This is a genomic window from Chryseobacterium sp. GVT01B (assembly GCF_019970045.1).
Lineage (GTDB): Bacteria > Bacteroidota > Bacteroidia > Flavobacteriales > Weeksellaceae > Chryseobacterium.
Genome location: NZ_JAHXYI010000006.1, coordinates 74,257 through 92,322 on the forward strand (window position 1 = coordinate 74,257; position 18,066 = coordinate 92,322).

Below are 18,066 nucleotides of genomic sequence, written 5' to 3' on the forward strand. Positions count from 1 at the left end.
AACACCTTTCTCAATTTCTGTTCATCATCTTTATTTATGACAAACTTTATCCTTTTTTCTTAGAATTACCCGTCAATAATAATCCTGCAGCTACCGCTCCAATAAGTCCTGCACCTGCCCAGATCAAAGGTTTTGCGGGAATAGAAAACAATGTTTTCCCATCAATTCCCATATTTCCTTTAGAAGGTTCCTGTACATTTCCGCCGGTATTTTTATCCTGATGCGCTTTTTTCATGACCATCCGCATTCCTGCTGAAGAGACATAGCGAATGACTCCCGGAAACATTTCATACAGGTTTTTAAATACTACTGCAGACCAATCGGGATAGGTAGCTTCTTTTGGGCTCTTGGCAGTCTCTACAATGGAAGCGGCCAGTTTACGCGGATCAAATGAAGGAGGAGGTGTACCGAGTTTTATTCCTGAGTAATTAGCGGCATGTTCTATTCCTGATGATTTCTGAAATCCCGGGTAAAGCGCACAGATATGAATATCAGGAAAATCCGAAACTTCTCTCTGTAAGGTTTCCACCATACCGCGGATTCCAAATTTTGAGGCCGTATAGGCTGTTCCATACGGTGCAGGCATCCATCCGCCTATGGAAATATTGTTAAGCAATACTCCCTTTTTCTGTTTCTTAAAGACAGGAAGCACTGCATGGGCCGAGTGCATGTATCCCAGTAAGTTTGTTTTCACGATCTGATCGCTTACATCAACCGGAATTTCCTCAAATTTACCAAATGCCAGCACTCCGGCATTATTCACCCAGTAATCAATTTTACCACTAAATTCAAGGGCTTCTTTAACTAAATTTTGAACATCTCCGGCTATAGAAGTATCTGTGGGAACAACAATCACCGTAGCCCCAAGTTTTCTGCATAGTTCTGCCGTTTCTTTCAAAGCTTCTTCACCTCTTGCTGCCAGCACAAGATCTGCTCTCTGTTCCGCAAAAGCTTCTGCTGTTGCTTTCCCAATACCACTTGAAGCACCTGTAATGACCACTGTTTCTCCAAAAAAAGGAGGTCTTCTTTGATTTTTCATAATAATAGAGATTTAAGTGTTGGTATTTTTTAATTATCCGTTCCCTGTATTTCTTTTTGGAAAGAGAATAAGCCTGATGGATGGATTGTTGGTGATAAACAGACGGAACCAGTCCATTGCCATCTGAATTTTATTTTTGAATCCTACCAAAGGAATAATATGAATGAAAAGCCAGGTGAGCCACGCTATGAATCCATTAAAAGAATGCTTTGGAAGATCTACCACAGCATTGTATTTTGAAATAATCGCCATACTGCCTTTATCATTGTACCGGAATTGCTCCAGAACTTTTCCGTCTTCTATCCGTTTAAAATTGGCAGCTAGATTTTTACCCTGCTGAATGGCAACCTGAGCGAGCTGAGGATGGCCTTTGGGATATTTTTCTTCGGCCAGCATTAAAGAAATATCTCCCAATGCATATATATTTGTGATCCCTTCTACTTTGTTATAGGCATCCACCAAAACCCGTCTTCCTTTTCCAATGCTTTCTTCCGGTAAACCCGGGATTTCTTTTCCTATCACCCCCGAAGTCCATATCAGGGTTTCTGTCTCGATAGAATTTCCGTCACTTAATATGACTTTATTGTCTGTATAATCTTTTACGGAAACATTCAGCAGAATTTTAACACCTAATTCTTTCAGTTTTTCATAGGCTGTTTCCTGGGCGAGTCGGCTCATGGGTGAAAGTAAGGTAGGCAAAGCATCAATCAGATAAAGATTAGAAAGCCCCAGTTTTATTTCAGGATATTCTTTCTGAGCAATATATTTTCCCATTTCGGCCAGCATCCCTGCCAGTTCTACTCCTGTGGGACCGCCTCCTGCAATAACGATATTCTGAAGTTTTTCGGCTTCTTTAATGTCTTTATTCCGGGCAGCTTCTTCCAGGGTCAGTAGGATATGATTTCTGAGATAAAGTGCTTCTTCAATATTTTTCATAGGCAGAGCGCATTTCTTTACACTCTCCATTCCAAAGAAATTAGATTCTGTTCCTAATGCCAATACCAGATAATCATAGTTCAGGTTTCCCGTATCAGTTTCTACTATTTTACTTTCAGGGTTTACTTTCAACAGGCTTCCCATATGAAATTTCACATGTTTGTCGTTGGAAAAAAGTTTCCTGAAAGGGTAGCTGATATTGGTAGCTTCTATGAAGGAAGTAGCAACCTGATAGATGAGTGGCGGGAAAAAATGATAATTGTTCTTATCAACCAGGGTTATTTTGAACCTTTTATCATTTTTGAGAGATTTGATAAGATTGATCCCCGCAAATCCTCCTCCTACGATTAGAATATGCTTTTTCATAATAAATTGTTATTGAAATGGTGTACTGAAAGAGATTCAATAACAGGACCAAAGAAGTTCCAAAATAAATATTTAACATAATGTTTAAAACAACAAAACCTACCTTGTTTTAATGAGAAACAAGAGTTTCAGGATGTACTGTCTATTTTCCTTTTAACGTTTCGCACGATGTTTGCAGCCTGTTTAAGAATCCAACACTTTAAATATATTCATATGAAAACAGAGATTTTAACAGAAAAGCACCGACTGGGAATAGGTGGAGTAGCGATAGGAACGGCTTTTGAAAATATTACTGATGAACAGGCTCATAAGATACTGCAAACAGCCTGGGACACAGGAATCCGATATTATGATACGTCTCCGTGGTATGGACTGACTAAGAGTGAGCGAAGATTCGGAGGTTTTCTTAAGGATAAAGACAGGAGTGATTTTATTTTTTCAACCAAAGTAGGAAGACTTTTTCATAAGGTTCCTGAATCTGAAGTTCCGCCTACCATGTGGAAAAATCCTCTTCACTACGATTTCTTTCATGATTATACAGCCGATGCTGTGCAAAGATCTATTGAAAACAGCCTGGAAAGAACCGGACTGAGTCATATTGATATCGTTTACATTCATGACCTGTCTGAAGATCAGGTAGGAGACCGCTATCCTTATTTTCTGAAACAGGCTAGAGAAGGGGCTTTTAAGATTCTTTCAAAGCTTAGGGAACAGGGAATTATCAAAGCATGGGGAATGGGCGTAAATAAGATAGAACCTATTTTAGATTGTATAGACTCTGCCGATCCGGATATCTGTCTTTCTGCAACGCAGTATTCTATTCTGGAACATGAAGATGCAGTAGACCGGCTGCTTCCCGTTGTGAGAAAAGCGGGGGTAAAACTTGTTTCGGGAGCAGGATATAATTCAGGGTATCTGGCAGGAAGAGAGCGCTACAATTATAAAGATGTGATCCCAAAAGGAATGCATGAGAAAAGAGCCCGGATGGCTTCTATTGCAGAAAAATACAACATAAGTATTATTGATGCTGCTCTTCATTTTGTATTGGCTTCTGATGAGTTTGCTTCTATTATTCCCGGAGCGAGCCAGCCTGAACAGGTAAAAGATAATATGAAAGCTCTCAATACTACCATTCCTGTTGAATTCTGGACAGAGTTAAAAAATGAAGGATTGATTTATGAGAAGGCACAGGTTCCGGGAGGAAAATAAATAGTTTATATCTTTTATGTTTATTCGCTTAAATTCAAAATTTCTTCAAAATTTAATGATAGTTTTATGCCATGAAAATTCTAATCGTTGAAGACGAAGCAGCACTTACCCAAAGTATTTCCGAATATCTGTCCGGAGAAAACTACCTGTGTGAAGCAGCCAGTACATTCAGTGAAGCTATGAGTAAAATAGAGATATTTGACTATGACTGCATTTTACTGGACATTATGCTTCCGGATGGAAATGGTCTGAAAATACTTGAAGAATTAAAAAAGCAACAGAAACAGGACGGCGTTATTATTATTTCTGCCAAGAATGCTCTGGATGATAAAATTGAAGGATTAAAACTGGGTGCAGATGATTATCTTACCAAACCTTTTCATCTCTCTGAGCTTATGGCAAGGGTATATTCTATTATCCGGAGGAAGCAGTTCAGCAGCTCCAATGTGGTAAAACAAAATGAGCTTCAGATTGATTTGCTGGCTAAAACGGTTGCTGTAAATGATGAAGCCATTTCATTAACCAAAAAAGAATTTGATCTCTTGATTTATTTTATAGGCAATAAAAATAAAGTCATCTCCAAAAGTACACTGGCAGAGCATCTTTCCGGAGATCTTGCAGATATGCTAGACAATCATGATTTTGTATATGCTCACGTAAAAAACCTTAAGAAAAAGCTGTATGATGGGGGATGCGGACATTATCTGAAAACGGTGTATGGAACGGGGTATAAGTGGGAAAGCTAGATTAATTATGAATTATGAATTATAAATGATGAATTATAAATTATGAGTGAAAAGAAAAATGTACTGAAAGATAAGAGTTTTAATTTTGCAATAAGGATTATTAATCTTTTTAAATATCTTTCTACTTCTAAGAATGAATATGTTCTGAGTAAACAGTTATTAAGAAGCGGAACAGCAGTAGGAGCTTTAATAAGGGAGTCACAGAATGCAGAAAGTAAAGCTGACTTTATTCATAAACTCGCTGTTGCTCAAAAAGAATGTGATGAATCTATTTACTGGATTGAGCTTTTATATCATACTGAATATTTATCATCTACTGAATTTGAAAGCATAAATAATGAAGCCATAGAAATATTAAAAATAATCCGAAGCATCATCATTACATCAAAAAACAAATAGTCTTCCGTAGAAAATAACAATTCATAACTCATAATTTATAATTCATAATTATGTTGAAGCCTCTACTCACCAAAACCACAAAGCCCTTTCTCATCTACGTGCTTATTGTGTTGATGATAAGTATTCCTGTATATTATTTTGTGGTGGACACCATCTGGAAAAGTGAACTGGATGAGCATAATCAGATTATCGTAGAGAAAACGGCGTATGAATTTAACCAATTAAAGCTGTCTGAAAAAGAATTGGATAAAAGCCTTGCGCTATGGAATGACATCCAGCCTGAGACGAATATTGAGAAAATTTCAAATCAACAAATAAAAAAGGATACGGTTTATACTTATGAAAAGCACCTGCCCTTTATTTCGGAACAAAAAAAGGAGCGCTACAGATGTCTGAAAAAAGTCGTTTATCTTCAGAACAAACCTTATCTTTTTACCATACAGACCAATATTGAGGAATCACACGAAACAATAGCTGTGATTGCGATGATTACCATTTTTTTCTTTGTAATCATTGTTTTAGGGCTTTTATACCTGAACAGAAGGCTTTCTTCATCTATCTGGAAACCATTCAGAAATACATTGGATCAACTGAAAACCTTCAATCTTAACAGTCAGAATACCATACAATTTCCAGCTTCTGACACCACAGAATTTGAAGAACTGAATCAGTCTCTTTATAAACTGATAGAACGTAATATTTCTACTTATAAAACCCAGAAAGAATTTACAGAAAACGCTTCCCATGAGCTGCAGACTCCTTTGGCCATCATTAAGAATAAGCTTGATCTTTTGCTTCAGGATCAGAATCTCACTGAAAAGCAGTACAGAATTGCTGAAGATATGAACAAGGCTCTTACAAGAAGCTCCCGCATCAATAAAAACCTCTTGCTGCTTGCTAAAATTGAGAATAACCAGTTTGACAGTTCTGAGATTGTTTTGTTTGACCATTTACTTCAACAAAGTATAGATACGCTCGGGGAACATTTTGAGCAAAAAAATATTTCTGTTCAGGAAGAGATCTCTGGCAGTGTACAGGTGAATGGAAACAGCATTCTCACAGAAATACTGATCAACAACCTCATCATCAATGCCATTCGCCATACTTCTCCTGGAGGTTTTATTGCTATACAATTGACGGGTTCATCTTTTGAAGTTTCCAATTCCGGAGCTGAAAAGCTGAATACGGATTTCCTGTTCAAAAGATTTTCAAAACTTTCAACAGATAACAGCGGAAGCGGGCTGGGACTCGCTATCATTCAGGAAATCTGCAGGTTTCATCATTGGACGATCAGCTATCGCTTTGAAAACAATCGCCATATCTTCACTGTTAAATTATAGTTAAAGAATTTCACGGCTCCGGCAATTCAAAATTTCTTCTAAATCGTATTGCACCTTTGTATAGAAAATACTGAGGCAGATATTTATTTGTAATGACTGAAAAACAAGTCTTCATTCACAACAACTATCTGGTCTTCTGAATCAATGCCATTGGTGGCATCTAAAAACAAAGCAAAATGAGAACAGCAAACAAAGTAGCAGCCGTTACACTCCTTTTCTGGCTTATGAAAATTGTAGCCACTACCTTGGGGGAAACCTTGGGAGATTTTATTTCTATGACGCTTAATCTGGGGTATGTTGTAGGAATTTTGGTTACACTCGCATTTTTCATCCTCATATTATCCGTACAGCTTCGTGTAAAAAAATATATTCCGGCAGTTTACTGGATCGTGATTATCGCAACAACAACTTTAGGAACAGAAATCTCCGATTTTATCGACCGTACTTTAAAAGCAGGATACCTGGTGGGGAGCCTGATTTTGCTTTTTGGTCTTTTAAACTCCTTATTCTTATGGTATAGAAAATATAAAAACCTTGAGGTTTATCCCATTTTTGAAAGAAATAAAGAATTCTATTACTGGACGCCCATCTTATTTTCCAATAGTCTGGGAACAGCTTTCGGGGATTTTCTGAGTGATAATTTAGGACTTGGATATATGACGGGAGCTTTGATCACCGGGCTCATTATATTAATAGTAGTGGCGCTTCATTATTTTACAAAAATCAATCATGTCGTCCTGTTCTGGATTGCTTTTGTTTTTACCAGACCATTTGGTGCCACATTCGGAGATCTTTTGACAAAATCTTTAGCTAAAGGAGGTCTGGACCTTGGAACACTCAATGCTTCCCTGATATCTCTTGCTCTGATGGTTTTGATGATTATCATTTCACAAAGAAAACACAGCCGGGAATTACCTCTTCAAAACGAATAATTAATATTTCTCCTTATAACAAACTTTTTATAGAAAATAAAGACTAGCAGAATGAATAAGACAGCCTTGTTATTTTTCCCAACCTGTATGGTAATTTCTTCCCTTGTTTCAGCGCAGACAGCTTCTGTAACGGCATCCGGAAGGATCATGAATAAAGATAAAACAGCAATACCTTACGCCCATATTATTTTAAAAAAAGAAAAAGACAGCACTTTTACGGCCGGAACCATTACCAATGAAGAAGGAAGATTTTCTATTACAGGCATAAAACCGGACCATTATCTTCTGGAAACCTCCATCACCGGATATGATACGTACACTCAGCCTGTTTTCATAGGAAGTCTTTCAGAGTTTCTGGAAATCCCTGCCATTGAACTGAATCAGAAACAGGAAAATGAAACGAAAATAGAAGCCATCACCATTACGGCATCTAAAAAGAATGAAATAGACAGCCGACTTGACAAAAAAACGTATTCTGTAGCAGACAACATCAGCCAAAGTGGCGGATCGGTATTACAAAGCATGCAGAATCTTCCCGGAATTACTGTACAGGACGGTAAAGTACAGCTGAGAGGAAATGATAAAGTAACGGTACTTATTGACGGTAAACAGACTGCTCTCACCGGGTTTGGAAGCCAGACAGGGCTGGATAATATTCCGGCTTCTGCTATTGATAAAATTGAAATCATCAACAATCCTTCCTCAAAATATGATGCGAATGGAAATGCGGGAATCATCAATATTATCATGAAAAAGAATAAACAGAACGGATGGAATGGAAAAGCAGGGTTTACAACAGGTTTAGGCTCACTTTGGATAAGAAAAGAAAACCTTCCCACAATAAGACCGCAATATACACTAACACCTAAAATAAATCCTTCACTGTCTGTTAATTACAGAAAAAACAAGGTAAATATATTTTTACAGGCCGATAATTTATATACCGAAACCCTTAATAAAAATGAATTTGTAACCCGTACTTATGATGATGGAACCGTTATTAATTCTCAGCTGAAAAGAAACAGAAATACGAATTTCTTCACCACTAAAGCAGGAATAGACTGGACTATTGATCCGCAAAATACCTTAACCATTTCAGGAATGTATGGAAGCGAAAAGATCATCGACAGGGGAGATCAGCCGTTTTTCAATGGAGATATGTCCCAACGTCTTCGCCTGTGGCAGTTTTTGGAAGACGAACTGAAAACAACCGTGATGGGAACTGCTTCTTATCAGCATAAATTCAAAGACGCAGGGCATGTTTTGAATGTAGGATTCAATTATACTTTCCACAGAGAGGATGAAAAGTATTTCTATGATAATTATCTTCCTTCTTCCACAGGAACGGATGCCTTCAAGCTGTTATCTGATGAACAGGTATATGATTTCAACATAGATTATGTAAAACCTCTGAAATACGGCCGGATAGAAACCGGGATTAAATTAAGAAAAAGAAGCATTCCTACCAACATGAATTTTATTCCCGGTACCAACTCTGTGCTGGATGCTTCTGCAGGAGGAAAAGCCGATTATAAAGAGTTTATTCCTGCGGTGTACGGAAATTATGTTTTTGAAAATGAAAAATGGGAAGCAGAACTGGGATTGAGGCTGGAATATGTAAAAATTCAATACGATGTAAATCCCAACCACCCAACTTATAAAAGTGACGGATACAATTATACCCAGCCATTCCCGAATTTCAGACTTGCTTATAAGCTTGATGACCGCAATAAGTTCTCTGTATTTTATAATAGAAGGGTAGACCGTCCTAATGAAGTGGACATCCGTATTTTTCCAAAGTATGATGATGCAGAAATCATTAAGGTAGGAAATCCGGCACTGCGTCCTCAGTTTACGAATTCCATTGAGCTTGGATATAAACACAATTGGGATAACGGATATCTGTATTCTGCATTATACCACCGTTTTGCCAACGGAACCATCACGAGAATTTCAAGTATTGTTCCGAACAGTACTCTTATTTATGCCATATTCCAGAATGCCGGAAAAAGCTATAATACAGGAATTGAAACGATATGGAATCAAAAGATATCGGATGTCTATTCCTTTAATGTCAACGGAAATTTATACCGTAATCAGATCAATGCATTTACTGTAGAAAATCTGTATCCAAAACCTAATACTTTCTCGGCAGACCTGCAGACTGCCATCTCAGGGAATGTTAAAATGAATAACGTTTTTCATTTTTCGAAAGGCCTGGACATGCAGTTTACACTCGTTTATCTGGCACCGGATATTATTCCGCAGGGAAGAATAAAATCAAGGTTTTCTATGGATGCAGGAGTGAAAAAAGCCATTCAGAAAGGGAAAGGCGAACTGTTTTTAAATGCTTCGGATTTACTCAATACAATGGTCATCAGAAAATCTGTTCAGGGCAGCGGGTTCGCTTATACAAGTAATGATTATTATGAAACTCAGGTGATCCGGCTTGGGTACAGCTATAAATTTTGATACGGAATTGAATAATTATAAATGTGATTTAAGATGAAAAAACACTTTCAAAAAACAGTGATGTATATCTTGGTTTTGAGTTCAGCTTTAAGCACAATCAATGCTCAGAATACAAATGACACTATTGAAGTTCAGAAACCTGTACAGGATAGCATAATCACTACAGAAATTCAAAAGAGCAAACTGAACTATAAAAGCCTGATTATTCCTACAGTATTCATTGCCTATGGAGTAGCAGGTCTGTCAATGAATAATCTAAAGAAACTTAATATTTCTACAAAAGTGGAGATCAGCGAACATCAGCCCACGCAAATAAAACTGGATAATTATACCCAGTATGCTCCTGCGGTCATTGTATATGGACTGAATGCAGCAGGGATAAAAGGGAAACATAATCTGAGAGACCGTACTATCATTTATGCTTCTTCACAATTAATTGCGGCAGCCTTTACCATGCCTTTAAAGCATCTTGTAAAAGAGGAAAGACCGGACAGATCAAATACCTTATCTTTTCCTTCAGGACATGCAGCGACAGCATTTTCTTCAGCACAATTTATGTTCAGGGAATATAAAGACACTAATTTCTGGCTGAGCATTTCAGGATATCCGTTTGCTATTTTCACAGGGGTATACAGAATGCTGAATGATAAACACTGGCTGGGGGATGTTGTGGCAGGAGCCGGATTTGGAATTCTGTCTACCGAACTTGCCTATTGGCTGTTTCCAAAAATTGATAATTTATTGCGAGGGAAGAACATGAGTAAAAATACCCTGTCATCTACGATGGTAATGCCGTTTTATCAGAATAAAATTGTAGGAATAGGTTTAGTAAAAACTTTTTAACATACAAGCACGGTTTAGTATTGAATGGTGCTTGTATTTATACTACTTTCGCCTTGCGAATTATTTTTGCCAACAGGTTCGGAAAAAATCTCTTCAGATAAACAGCCATTACTTCTTTACCTCCTATGGCTTTTTGTTTTTTCTGTTTTTCAATGGCATGGAGCATTTTTTTTGCGAAAATATCTACAGGCATTCCATTTTCCGTGGCATCATCCATTGTGCCTTGTGATGAACCGTCTCCTGTAACTGCATTAATGGAAATATCGGTCTGTATAAAACCCGGACAAATAATCGTAACCCTAATATTCTGATTGAATAATTCCGCCCGTAAAGCATCAAAAAAACCATGTAAGGCGTGTTTTGCTCCGGCATAACCACTTCGCATAGGAGCTCCGAATATTCCCATAAGACTGGATACAACCGCAATCTGCCCTCCATTGTTTCGGATCATATAAGGTACTGTTGCTTTAGTAAGGGCTACCGTTCCGATATAATCAATATCTATCAGCTGTTTATCCACTTCAATATCCGTTTCCATGGCTAAAGAACGTTGAGAAAGTCCTGCATTATTAATCAGAATATCAATCTTTCCAAACTGTTCTGAGGCTTTTACTGCAATGGCAGGCATTTCTTTATAATTCTTCAGGTCTAAAGGAATCACTGCATACCGATCTGTATTCAATCCTGCTTTTTCAGCTACCAGATGCAGCTGCTCTTCTTTTCGGGACGACAGGATGATTTTAGCATTGCTGTTCTTTGCAAGACTTGTTACCAAAGCTTCTCCGATACCTGATGAGGCTCCGGTAACCCAAATCACTTTATGATCGAAATAACTGCTCATTCTTTACTATTATTTAATTTTTAAGTCCTGCAATATATTTTCCGGCTTTCATTCCTGAAAAGATACAGCCTCCCAAAAATGTACCTTCCAACGCTCTGTAACCGTGCATTCCGCCACCTCCAAAACCAGCCACCTCTCCGGCAGCATACAATCCCTCAATAATGCTGTCGTCATCTTTTAAAACCTGACCATTCAGATTGGTTTTTATACCTCCTAATGTTTTACGGGTTAAAATATTGAGCCGTACAGCAATCAAAGGTCCGTTTTCAGGAGCTAAAATCTTATGGGGAGCAGCTACACGCCCAAGTTTATCCCCTAAATAATTCCGGGTATTCCGGATATAATTAACCTGAGTATCTTTTGAAAATTTATTGTCTAATTCTCTGTCACGGGCTTCAATCTGAGATTTTATTTTTTCATAATTCAAAAGGTTATTTCCGGCCAACTCATTCATCCTGTTAACCAAATCTTCCAGATTATCTGATACAATAAAGTCTTTTCCATGTTCTTTAAAGTCTTCTACCGGTCCCGGAGCCTTTTTACCAAAAATCCTTTTCAGAAAAAGAACATAATCTTTATTCGTGATATCCGGATTCTGTTCTGAACCTGAAAGGGCAAATTCTTTTTTAATAATTTTCTGAGTGAGGATAAACCATGAATAAGAAAAACCTGTTTCCTGTATATACTGTAAAGTTCCCAGTGTATCAAATCCGGGAAGAAAAGGAGCGGGGAGACGTTTTCCTTTTGCATCAAACCATAACGAAGAAGGCCCAGGCAATATGCGGATTCCGTGGTTAGGCCAGATCGGATTCCAGTTTTGCAACCCTTCTGTGTAATGCCACATTCTGTCACGGTTGATAATATGAGCTCCTGTATTTTCTGCAATACCAATCATTTTGCCATCTACATAAGCAGGAACGCCACAAACCATATTTTCCGGTGCTTTACCAAGTCTTTCCGGCCAGTTTTTTCTTACCAGCTCATGATTGGCGCCAATTCCTCCGGAAGCTATAATGATATTCGGAGCGGTATATTCAAATGATGAAATCACATTTCTGTTCGTTTCAGCACCTCTTTCTTTAGTATCATTCTCCAGAATATCTCCTTTGAGACCTTTTATCTTCCCGTTTTCTAAGATAAATTCCGTCACCCGATGTCTGAACTTCATCTGCAGTAATCCCTTTTCCTGAGCTTTGTATGCTTTTTCTACAAAAGGTTTTACGACTCCTGTCCCGGTTCCCCAACTCACATGAAAGCGAGGTACCGAATTCCCGTGTCCAGTTGCAGAACCATCACCACGTTCTGCCCAGCCTACCATAAACATCAGTTTGATGCCTAATTTGGAAATGTATTCATACTTTTCACCGGCAGCAAATTTCAGATAAGCTTCTGCCCATTGACGGGGCCAGTAGTCTTCCGGACGATCGAAACCAGCCGTTCCTTTCCAGTCCTGAAGTGCCAGTTCATAAGAATCTTTGATCCCCATTTTTCTTTGCTGAGGCGAATTAATCAGAAACAGACCTCCGAAAGACCAGAATGCCTGTCCTCCTATATTCTGTTCAGTTTCCTGATCCAAAAGCAGTACTTTTTTTCCGACATTGGTAATTTCCATGGCAGCAGTAAGCCCTGCCAGTCCGCTTCCTATGATGATGGCATCAGGCCGGAATGTTTCTTCCATTTTTAGGTATTTTTGTTGAATGATACTTACTATAAATGTATTAAATATTTAAAACCAAAAAAATATAAGCTGCAAAATATTCAGTATTTAATACTAGAGTTGTTTAAACTTGACAAAATCACAAAAATTTTCATTTTAAAACACTGTTATTCAGGAAATTAACTTCATTACTGGATCAGCCATTCACGGGGAACACAGTTCATTATAGAATCTTGAACTTAGAATGTGATTCATATCATTCAAAAAAACTGTTCTCTTCAAAATATCCCGTAAACGCTGATTTTCCTGTAATCCTCTATAAAACATTTCTATCTTTGTGAAAAATAGAAGTATGAAGTATTTATTTATCATTGCCTGCTTTGTCTGTTCCATTTTCAGTCAGGCACAGCAAAAACAGGATCCATGGAAAGACAGCCAGCTTATGGACCCGGCGTTACTGGCTTCCCGAATCGAAAAGCATAAAACAAAAGATCTGGTAATCATTTCGGTGGGTCCTGAGGCCATCATCAAAGGTTCTGTAGATATAGGACCAACGCATGAGCCTGAGAACCTGGAAAAACTGAGAAACTATCTGAAAGACATTCCTAAAAACAGAGAAATCGTAATATACTGCGGATGCTGTCCTTTTGTAAAATGTCCTAATATACGTCCTGCTTTTGCTTTACTGATGGAAATGGGCTTTAAAAACGCGAAGCTTTTAAATCTTCCGAAAAACATCAAAACAGACTGGCTGGATAAAGATTATCCTACAAATGATTAATATGAAGAATGCTTTAACTCTGTTACTTTTAATAATTTTCTCAGGATCTGTTGCCGCTCAAAGTACAATAGAAGTAGGGAAAAAAGCTCCTGAAATTACAATGACCAAGTCAGACGGAACTTCATTTGCCCTTTCAACATTAAAAGGAAAGGTCGTTCTGATTGATTTCTGGGCAACCTGGTGTGCTCCCTGTGTAGAGGAACAGCCTGAGCTGAAAACATTTTATGATACCTATTCTGAACAGGTAAAAAATAATAAGTTTGAAATTCTGGGGGTTTCTTTAGATAAAAATAAGGAAAGCTGGAAGAAAGCAATTGACAGATTTAATATCCAGTGGATACAGATCAGTGATTTAAAATTCTGGAAAAGTCCTGTCGCAAAACTTTACGAAATTGATGAACTTCCTTTTAATATCATCATCGACGGACAGGGAACAATTTTAGCTAAGAATCTTCACGGTAAGGAGCTGGAAGAGTTTTTAAAGAAAACTTTAAATCAGAATTAAGAATATAAAATGTGCTGATGCTGTACATGCCAGTAATCTTTTAAGCATTCATAAGGTGGATCTGATGTTTTTGGATCTCCACCTTCCCGTGGTAAAAGGCTTTGACTTTCTGAGAAAATTAAAAAATCCTCCATTCGTTATTGTTACCACTGCTTATCATCATTATGCCGTAGAAGGCTACGAACTTGATTTTGCAGATTATCTGATGAAACCTATTCCCTATGAGCGCTTTCAGGCTGCTATCGGGAAGTTCAAATATTTAATGGAAGCGGAGGATGCTTTACTGGAAGTATCTGAACGTGATTATATCTTCATCAATAGCGGGAAAAAGCAGATTAAAATTACTCTGCAGGATATTTTCTACATCGAGAGCTTAAGAGAGTATATTCACATTCATACAAAAACAGAAACTTTCACTTTTAAAATGCCTATCAGTAAAATAGAAAAGATTCTAAATCCCAAAATGTTTGTCTGTATTCATAAGTCGTATATCATTTCAAAGGACAAAATAGAAGTTAAGTCGGCCAATGTCATTCAGATTAGGGGGAAAAACCTTTCGGTGGGAAGGACGTATAAGCCGTTGTTGGAGCTTTAAGAGGGAAGTGTCTAAACCACCCCGTCAAAAATTTTAAATTTTTGCCACCCCTCCGAGGGAGGGGAATTTTCAGTCGTTCAATTCAAAATTCAGGAAACCGGCAATTTTGCTGTTTCTGTTTCTCAGTTTATAATTTTAGTAGATTTTATCGCGTTGTTGATATATATCTTTGACTCAATTCTTTACTTTTTATCCAAATTTACATAGCAAAAGATACTTGATGAGAAATCAAAAAAAGAGTGAAAATCACCGGAATATAGAAAACCAAATGAGATAAATGTGGTTAGTTGATTATGCTAATGTTGAATGATGATTGGCTTAATGATTAGTGATAATCTTAAGCCAATTTCTTTTTCAGGAGGAATATCTTATTTTAAAATATTTTAAGCCCAACTATTCCTGCAACAATCAGTAATGCAGAAAGCAATCGTAAAATACTTGCTGAGTCCTGAAAAAACAAAATTCCCACCAATAAAGTTCCTACAGCACCAATTCCGGTCCAAACTGCATAGGCTGTTCCAATAGGGATACTTTTCTGAGCGTACCAGAGAAATCCGCCGCTAACGGACATACAAATGATCGAAAATATGATCCAGCTCCATTTATTATTTTCCGGTTGTTGAGATAATTTAAGTCCCAAAGGCCATCCAATTTCAAAAATTCCTGCGATAATTAATGCAATCCAGTTCATACTACTTATTTTTAATGATGTTGCTTTTATTGAAAATTTCATTAAAAATGAAGTTCTTTACAATAAAAGGCTCCATCTCAATTAATAATACAAAATTACCATTACCCATTCATATTCAATATAATAAACTTTGTGACGCTGCAAAAAACAGAGATAGAACGTATGATACAGACAGTGAACCGTTCAATATTCCATAATGAATGTAAGTCTGAATATATCCCTAATATTAATATCTTTATACCTTGGAAAAGAGTGAGCAGAAATCTTTTTTTTGTTCAGACCTATTCATCTCAATTATGCTAACAGATATCATTACAAGTCATCTTAACGTCCTTTTTTGTGGAATCAATCCCGGTTTAAAATCATCGGATGACGGCCATCATTTTTCGGGAAAGAGTAACCGTTTCTGGAAAGTCCTTCACCAGTCGGGGTTTACTTCTTATGAAATTGAAGCGGTGAATGATACTTCTATTCTGGATTTCGGGCTGGGACTCACAACTGCTGTCGCAAGGGCAACTTCCCGTGCTGATGAACTTTCAAAAGAAGAGTTTGACAATGCTTTGGATACATTTAAAACAAAAATAACAGAATATAAGCCTCAATATGTAGCTTTTCTCGGTAAGGCTGCTTACAAAGCTTTCTCTAAAAAGAAAGAAATTCTATGGGGACTGCAGACAGAAGATTTCTGTGGAGCAAAAGTCTGGGTTTTGCCCAATACCAGCGGTTTGAACCGGGGTTTTTCACTCGATCAGCTGGTTGCTTATTATAAAGAGTTTTATCATACAATTCATGAATTGTAATTGTTATATTGTATTAGGTTTACTCACATATTTATTTCCTTTCACAAAAAAACGCAAGGGTAAAAGGGCATCTTCCTGAGCATATGCAACGCCTACACGGGGAGCTTTTATAATGTCATCGGCAGGATATTGAATTCCGTGATCTTCAATCCATATTTCATTTCCATCCAGATCTTTTTTATTAAAAGATTGATCAATACCTAAAGCTTTGGCTGCAGATCCGGGGCCGGAAGAAATAGCCGCCTTATCTGCGGACATATTACGTCTGAGTTCCATGATGCCTTTTCCTATCAGCGGCTCAACAGCTCTGATTAACACAGCGTGAGGCTCATCTTTTACAGAAGTTACAACATTGAACAGATGATGAATTCCGTAGCATAGATAAACATAGGAAATACCACCATGACTGTACAACGTTTCCGTGCGGTTTGTCCGTCTGCCGCCATACGCATGGGAAGCTTTATCCAGAACTCCGAAATAGGCTTCTGTTTCTACAATAATTCCGGCTGTTATTTCACCATTAATATCTGTAAAAAGAACTTTCCCCAGAAGATTCTGAGCAAGAAAAAGAACGTCTTGGTTTGAATAATAGGAGAGTGGCAGTTTCAAATGAGTGGTTTTATGTATTTAATGAGTTAAAAGTAGGGATATAAAAACAATTTTCATAGAGTTAAACAGATTGTCACTACATTTGAACATGAGTTAATGACACTCACTCACCCCAAAAGCAAAATTATGATGAAATTTTTCAACCTGACGCTGTTTATGGTTATTTTTTGTCTGACAGCATTGTCATTCAGTATTCCTTATCAGCAGTCTTATCAAAAAATGATTGTCGGGAAGTGGCAGCCGGTACTCTCAGAAAGTGAAGGGATTGAAGCTAATGGAAACCGAACGGTAAAAAATTACAAATTAAACAGCAAAGACCTCATGCAGTTTAATGCTGACGGCTCCATTATTGATAGTGGGCAGCTTTATTTTTCGTATGAATTACATCCTGAAGACAAAATCTTATCTTTATTTGACGGGGGTAATTATGAGCGAAGATTTGAAATCGTCCAACTGGATAAAACAACAATGAAGATTGTCATGAAAGAGACAGACAAATACAAAGGAGAGCCTTTTCATATAACCTGGACCATTGTATTTAAAAGAAGATAAAACGAACCCAACATTTCTCTGTAACCTTTCAAAAGAGGTGATATCTTTAACCATATTTTAAGTGAGTTCTAATTGTATTCTAATGCGATAAAGCTCTACTGCTGCATTATTAGCTTTAATTTTGCAAAATGGAAAAGAAAAATTTATTTACCACTTTATGTAAAACTATTTGCTTGTTATTATTAATTGTTGGCAGTACCGTGATTAAAGCCCAAAGTAAAGGAACTTCAGAGATAAAAATTGCCTATGGACTTGGAACGACCACAGATTTTATTAATGCTTTTACCAGTGTGTTTACATTCGGTTATGGTCCTTATGAGACAGGAAATTCCGGAGCTTTTGTTGTTGAATATAACTATGCAATAAAGGATAAATGGATTATTGGAACAGACCTCGCATATCAACAGGTAACGAGAGAATATTCCGATAAATCAACGGAAAAATCACACAATTATACTTTTGCCGTAAAAAGTAACTACAACTATATATCCAAACCAAAATTTCGTATGTATTACGGATTGGGATTAGGATTAACATTGGAAAAGAGTAGGAATCCTTTACAAAGTATCTCACATTTTAATTATCAACTTACAGGGCTCGGAATTAGATTAGGAGGCAGATTGGGAGTAAGTGCTGAAGCAGGTTTTGGATATAAAGGAATAGGAAATGTAGGGCTGGCTTACAGTTTATAATAATCAGGATCAATATTCATTACCTCTATTTAAAAGAAAAACCAGATAATTTGATATCTGG

The 18,066-nt window shown here is 37.3% G+C and carries 20 protein-coding genes; 14 read left to right on the forward strand and 6 right to left on the reverse strand.

Going from position 1 to position 18,066, the window contains the following annotated elements; all coding sequences use genetic code 11:
• Positions 1–46: 46 nt before the first annotated feature.
• Together LC457_RS15160 and LC457_RS15165 are read right to left on the reverse strand one after the other, a co-directional pair.
• Positions 47–1,039 carry an SDR family oxidoreductase gene (locus LC457_RS15160; RefSeq protein ID WP_223600633.1) on the reverse strand — a complete coding sequence of 331 codons (993 nt, stop codon included), beginning with the start codon at positions 1,037–1,039 and terminating at the stop codon, positions 47–49.
• Between the two features lie 33 nt (positions 1,040–1,072).
• On the reverse strand, positions 1,073–2,341 hold the full coding sequence (locus LC457_RS15165) for an NAD(P)/FAD-dependent oxidoreductase (RefSeq protein ID WP_223600634.1): 1,269 nt from the start codon (positions 2,339–2,341) through the stop codon (positions 1,073–1,075).
• Between the two features lie 213 nt (positions 2,342–2,554).
• Between LC457_RS15165 and LC457_RS15170 the strand changes: the two genes are divergently transcribed.
• The 7 genes from LC457_RS15170 (at position 2,555) to LC457_RS15200 (ending at position 10,282) form a co-directional block, all read left to right on the forward strand.
• On the forward strand, positions 2,555–3,550 hold the full coding sequence (locus LC457_RS15170; RefSeq protein WP_223600635.1) for an aldo/keto reductase: 996 nt from the start codon (positions 2,555–2,557) through the stop codon (positions 3,548–3,550).
• 71 nt (positions 3,551–3,621) lie between these two features.
• A complete protein-coding gene (locus LC457_RS15175) occupies positions 3,622–4,296 on the forward strand; it encodes a response regulator transcription factor (RefSeq protein WP_223600636.1) in 675 nt (224 codons plus the stop codon).
• Positions 4,297–4,338: 42 nt separating this feature from the next.
• Complete coding sequence (locus LC457_RS15180) at positions 4,339–4,695, forward strand: four helix bundle protein (RefSeq protein WP_223600637.1); 357 nt, start codon at positions 4,339–4,341, stop codon at positions 4,693–4,695.
• A gap of 50 nt (positions 4,696–4,745) precedes the next feature.
• Entirely contained in the window at positions 4,746–6,035 is a 1,290-nt protein-coding gene (locus LC457_RS15185) for a HAMP domain-containing sensor histidine kinase (RefSeq protein WP_223600638.1), read from the forward strand.
• 176 nt (positions 6,036–6,211) lie between these two features.
• Positions 6,212–6,967 carry a hypothetical protein gene (locus LC457_RS15190; protein ID WP_223600639.1) on the forward strand — a complete coding sequence of 252 codons (756 nt, stop codon included), beginning with the start codon at positions 6,212–6,214 and terminating at the stop codon, positions 6,965–6,967.
• Positions 6,968–7,018: 51 nt separating this feature from the next.
• The gene (locus LC457_RS15195; RefSeq protein ID WP_223600640.1) at positions 7,019–9,439 is read left to right on the forward strand and encodes a TonB-dependent receptor; all 2,421 of its coding nucleotides are present in this window, start codon (positions 7,019–7,021) and stop codon (positions 9,437–9,439) included.
• Positions 9,440–9,472: 33 nt separating this feature from the next.
• On the forward strand, positions 9,473–10,282 hold the full coding sequence (locus LC457_RS15200; RefSeq protein ID WP_223600641.1) for a phosphatase PAP2 family protein: 810 nt from the start codon (positions 9,473–9,475) through the stop codon (positions 10,280–10,282).
• Positions 10,283–10,319: 37 nt separating this feature from the next.
• Here LC457_RS15200 and LC457_RS15205 read toward each other — a convergent pair whose 3' ends face one another.
• Together LC457_RS15205 and LC457_RS15210 are read right to left on the reverse strand one after the other, a co-directional pair.
• Positions 10,320–11,123: an SDR family oxidoreductase gene (locus LC457_RS15205; protein WP_223600642.1), complete on the reverse strand. Its 804-nt coding sequence runs from the start codon at positions 11,121–11,123 to the stop codon at positions 10,320–10,322.
• A gap of 13 nt (positions 11,124–11,136) precedes the next feature.
• Positions 11,137–12,801, reverse strand: a complete 1,665-nt coding sequence (locus LC457_RS15210) for an FAD-binding dehydrogenase (RefSeq protein ID WP_223600643.1) — start codon at positions 12,799–12,801, stop codon at positions 11,137–11,139.
• Positions 12,802–13,132: 331 nt separating this feature from the next.
• Here LC457_RS15210 and LC457_RS15215 point away from each other — a divergent pair, with 331 nt between their 5' ends.
• Genes LC457_RS15215 through LC457_RS23455 form a run of 3 tightly spaced genes read left to right on the forward strand, consistent with a single transcriptional unit; the run spans position 13,133 to position 14,661 of the window.
• A complete protein-coding gene (locus LC457_RS15215; protein WP_213279521.1) occupies positions 13,133–13,561 on the forward strand; it encodes a rhodanese-like domain-containing protein in 429 nt (142 codons plus the stop codon).
• 1 nt (position 13,562) lies between these two features.
• Positions 13,563–14,066, forward strand: coding sequence for a TlpA disulfide reductase family protein (locus LC457_RS15220; RefSeq protein ID WP_223600644.1), 504 nt, complete (start codon positions 13,563–13,565; stop codon positions 14,064–14,066).
• Between the two features lie 4 nt (positions 14,067–14,070).
• Positions 14,071–14,661, forward strand: coding sequence for a LytTR family DNA-binding domain-containing protein (locus LC457_RS23455; protein WP_223600986.1), 591 nt, complete (start codon positions 14,071–14,073; stop codon positions 14,659–14,661).
• Positions 14,662–15,034: 373 nt separating this feature from the next.
• Here the strand turns inward: LC457_RS23455 and LC457_RS15230 are convergent, their stop codons facing one another.
• Entirely contained in the window at positions 15,035–15,352 is a 318-nt protein-coding gene (locus LC457_RS15230) for a multidrug efflux SMR transporter (protein ID WP_223600645.1), read from the reverse strand.
• 47 nt (positions 15,353–15,399) lie between these two features.
• On the opposite strand from LC457_RS15230, the gene LC457_RS15235 reads away from it, so the two are divergent.
• Complete coding sequence (locus tag LC457_RS15235; RefSeq protein WP_223600646.1) at positions 15,400–15,549, forward strand: hypothetical protein; 150 nt, start codon at positions 15,400–15,402, stop codon at positions 15,547–15,549.
• 99 nt (positions 15,550–15,648) lie between these two features.
• On the forward strand, positions 15,649–16,152 hold the full coding sequence (gene mug / locus LC457_RS15240) for a G/U mismatch-specific DNA glycosylase (protein ID WP_223600647.1): 504 nt from the start codon (positions 15,649–15,651) through the stop codon (positions 16,150–16,152).
• Between the two features lie 3 nt (positions 16,153–16,155).
• On the opposite strand, the gene LC457_RS15245 is transcribed toward mug, so the two are convergent.
• Positions 16,156–16,761, reverse strand: coding sequence for a DNA-3-methyladenine glycosylase (locus LC457_RS15245; RefSeq protein ID WP_223600648.1), 606 nt, complete (start codon positions 16,759–16,761; stop codon positions 16,156–16,158).
• A gap of 126 nt (positions 16,762–16,887) precedes the next feature.
• On the opposite strand from LC457_RS15245, the gene LC457_RS15250 reads away from it, so the two are divergent.
• Both LC457_RS15250 and LC457_RS15255 read left to right on the forward strand, forming a co-directional pair.
• Entirely contained in the window at positions 16,888–17,313 is a 426-nt protein-coding gene (locus LC457_RS15250) for a hypothetical protein (RefSeq protein ID WP_223600649.1), read from the forward strand.
• A 173-nt stretch (positions 17,314–17,486) separates the two neighbouring features.
• Complete coding sequence (locus LC457_RS15255; protein ID WP_262904081.1) at positions 17,487–18,005, forward strand: outer membrane beta-barrel protein; 519 nt, start codon at positions 17,487–17,489, stop codon at positions 18,003–18,005.
• Positions 18,006–18,066: the final 61 nt, after the last annotated feature.

Bases quoted from the DNA above. Each gene is read 5' to 3' on its own strand.
- LC457_RS15195 (WP_223600640.1), top strand. From the start codon at position 7,019: ATGAATAAGACAGCCTTGTTATTTTTCCCAACCTGTATGGTAATTTCT.
- LC457_RS15210 (WP_223600643.1), bottom strand. From the start codon at position 12,801: ATGGAAGAAACATTCCGGCCTGATGCCATCATCATAGGAAGCGGACTG.
- LC457_RS15230 (WP_223600645.1), bottom strand. From the start codon at position 15,352: ATGAACTGGATTGCATTAATTATCGCAGGAATTTTTGAAATTGGATGG.
- LC457_RS15220 (WP_223600644.1), top strand. From the start codon at position 13,563: ATGAAGAATGCTTTAACTCTGTTACTTTTAATAATTTTCTCAGGATCT.
- LC457_RS15215 (WP_213279521.1), top strand. From the start codon at position 13,133: ATGAAGTATTTATTTATCATTGCCTGCTTTGTCTGTTCCATTTTCAGT.
- LC457_RS15200 (WP_223600641.1), top strand. From the start codon at position 9,473: ATGAAAAAACACTTTCAAAAAACAGTGATGTATATCTTGGTTTTGAGT.
- LC457_RS15160 (WP_223600633.1), bottom strand. From the start codon at position 1,039: ATGAAAAATCAAAGAAGACCTCCTTTTTTTGGAGAAACAGTGGTCATT.
- LC457_RS15235 (WP_223600646.1), top strand. From the start codon at position 15,400: ATGAAGTTCTTTACAATAAAAGGCTCCATCTCAATTAATAATACAAAA.
- LC457_RS15165 (WP_223600634.1), bottom strand. From the start codon at position 2,341: ATGAAAAAGCATATTCTAATCGTAGGAGGAGGATTTGCGGGGATCAAT.
- LC457_RS15190 (WP_223600639.1), top strand. From the start codon at position 6,212: ATGAGAACAGCAAACAAAGTAGCAGCCGTTACACTCCTTTTCTGGCTT.
- LC457_RS15250 (WP_223600649.1), top strand. From the start codon at position 16,888: ATGATGAAATTTTTCAACCTGACGCTGTTTATGGTTATTTTTTGTCTG.
- mug (WP_223600647.1), top strand. From the start codon at position 15,649: ATGCTAACAGATATCATTACAAGTCATCTTAACGTCCTTTTTTGTGGA.
- LC457_RS15185 (WP_223600638.1), top strand. From the start codon at position 4,746: ATGTTGAAGCCTCTACTCACCAAAACCACAAAGCCCTTTCTCATCTAC.
- LC457_RS15170 (WP_223600635.1), top strand. From the start codon at position 2,555: ATGAAAACAGAGATTTTAACAGAAAAGCACCGACTGGGAATAGGTGGA.
- LC457_RS15180 (WP_223600637.1), top strand. From the start codon at position 4,339: ATGAGTGAAAAGAAAAATGTACTGAAAGATAAGAGTTTTAATTTTGCA.
- LC457_RS15205 (WP_223600642.1), bottom strand. From the start codon at position 11,123: ATGAGCAGTTATTTCGATCATAAAGTGATTTGGGTTACCGGAGCCTCA.
- LC457_RS15175 (WP_223600636.1), top strand. From the start codon at position 3,622: ATGAAAATTCTAATCGTTGAAGACGAAGCAGCACTTACCCAAAGTATT.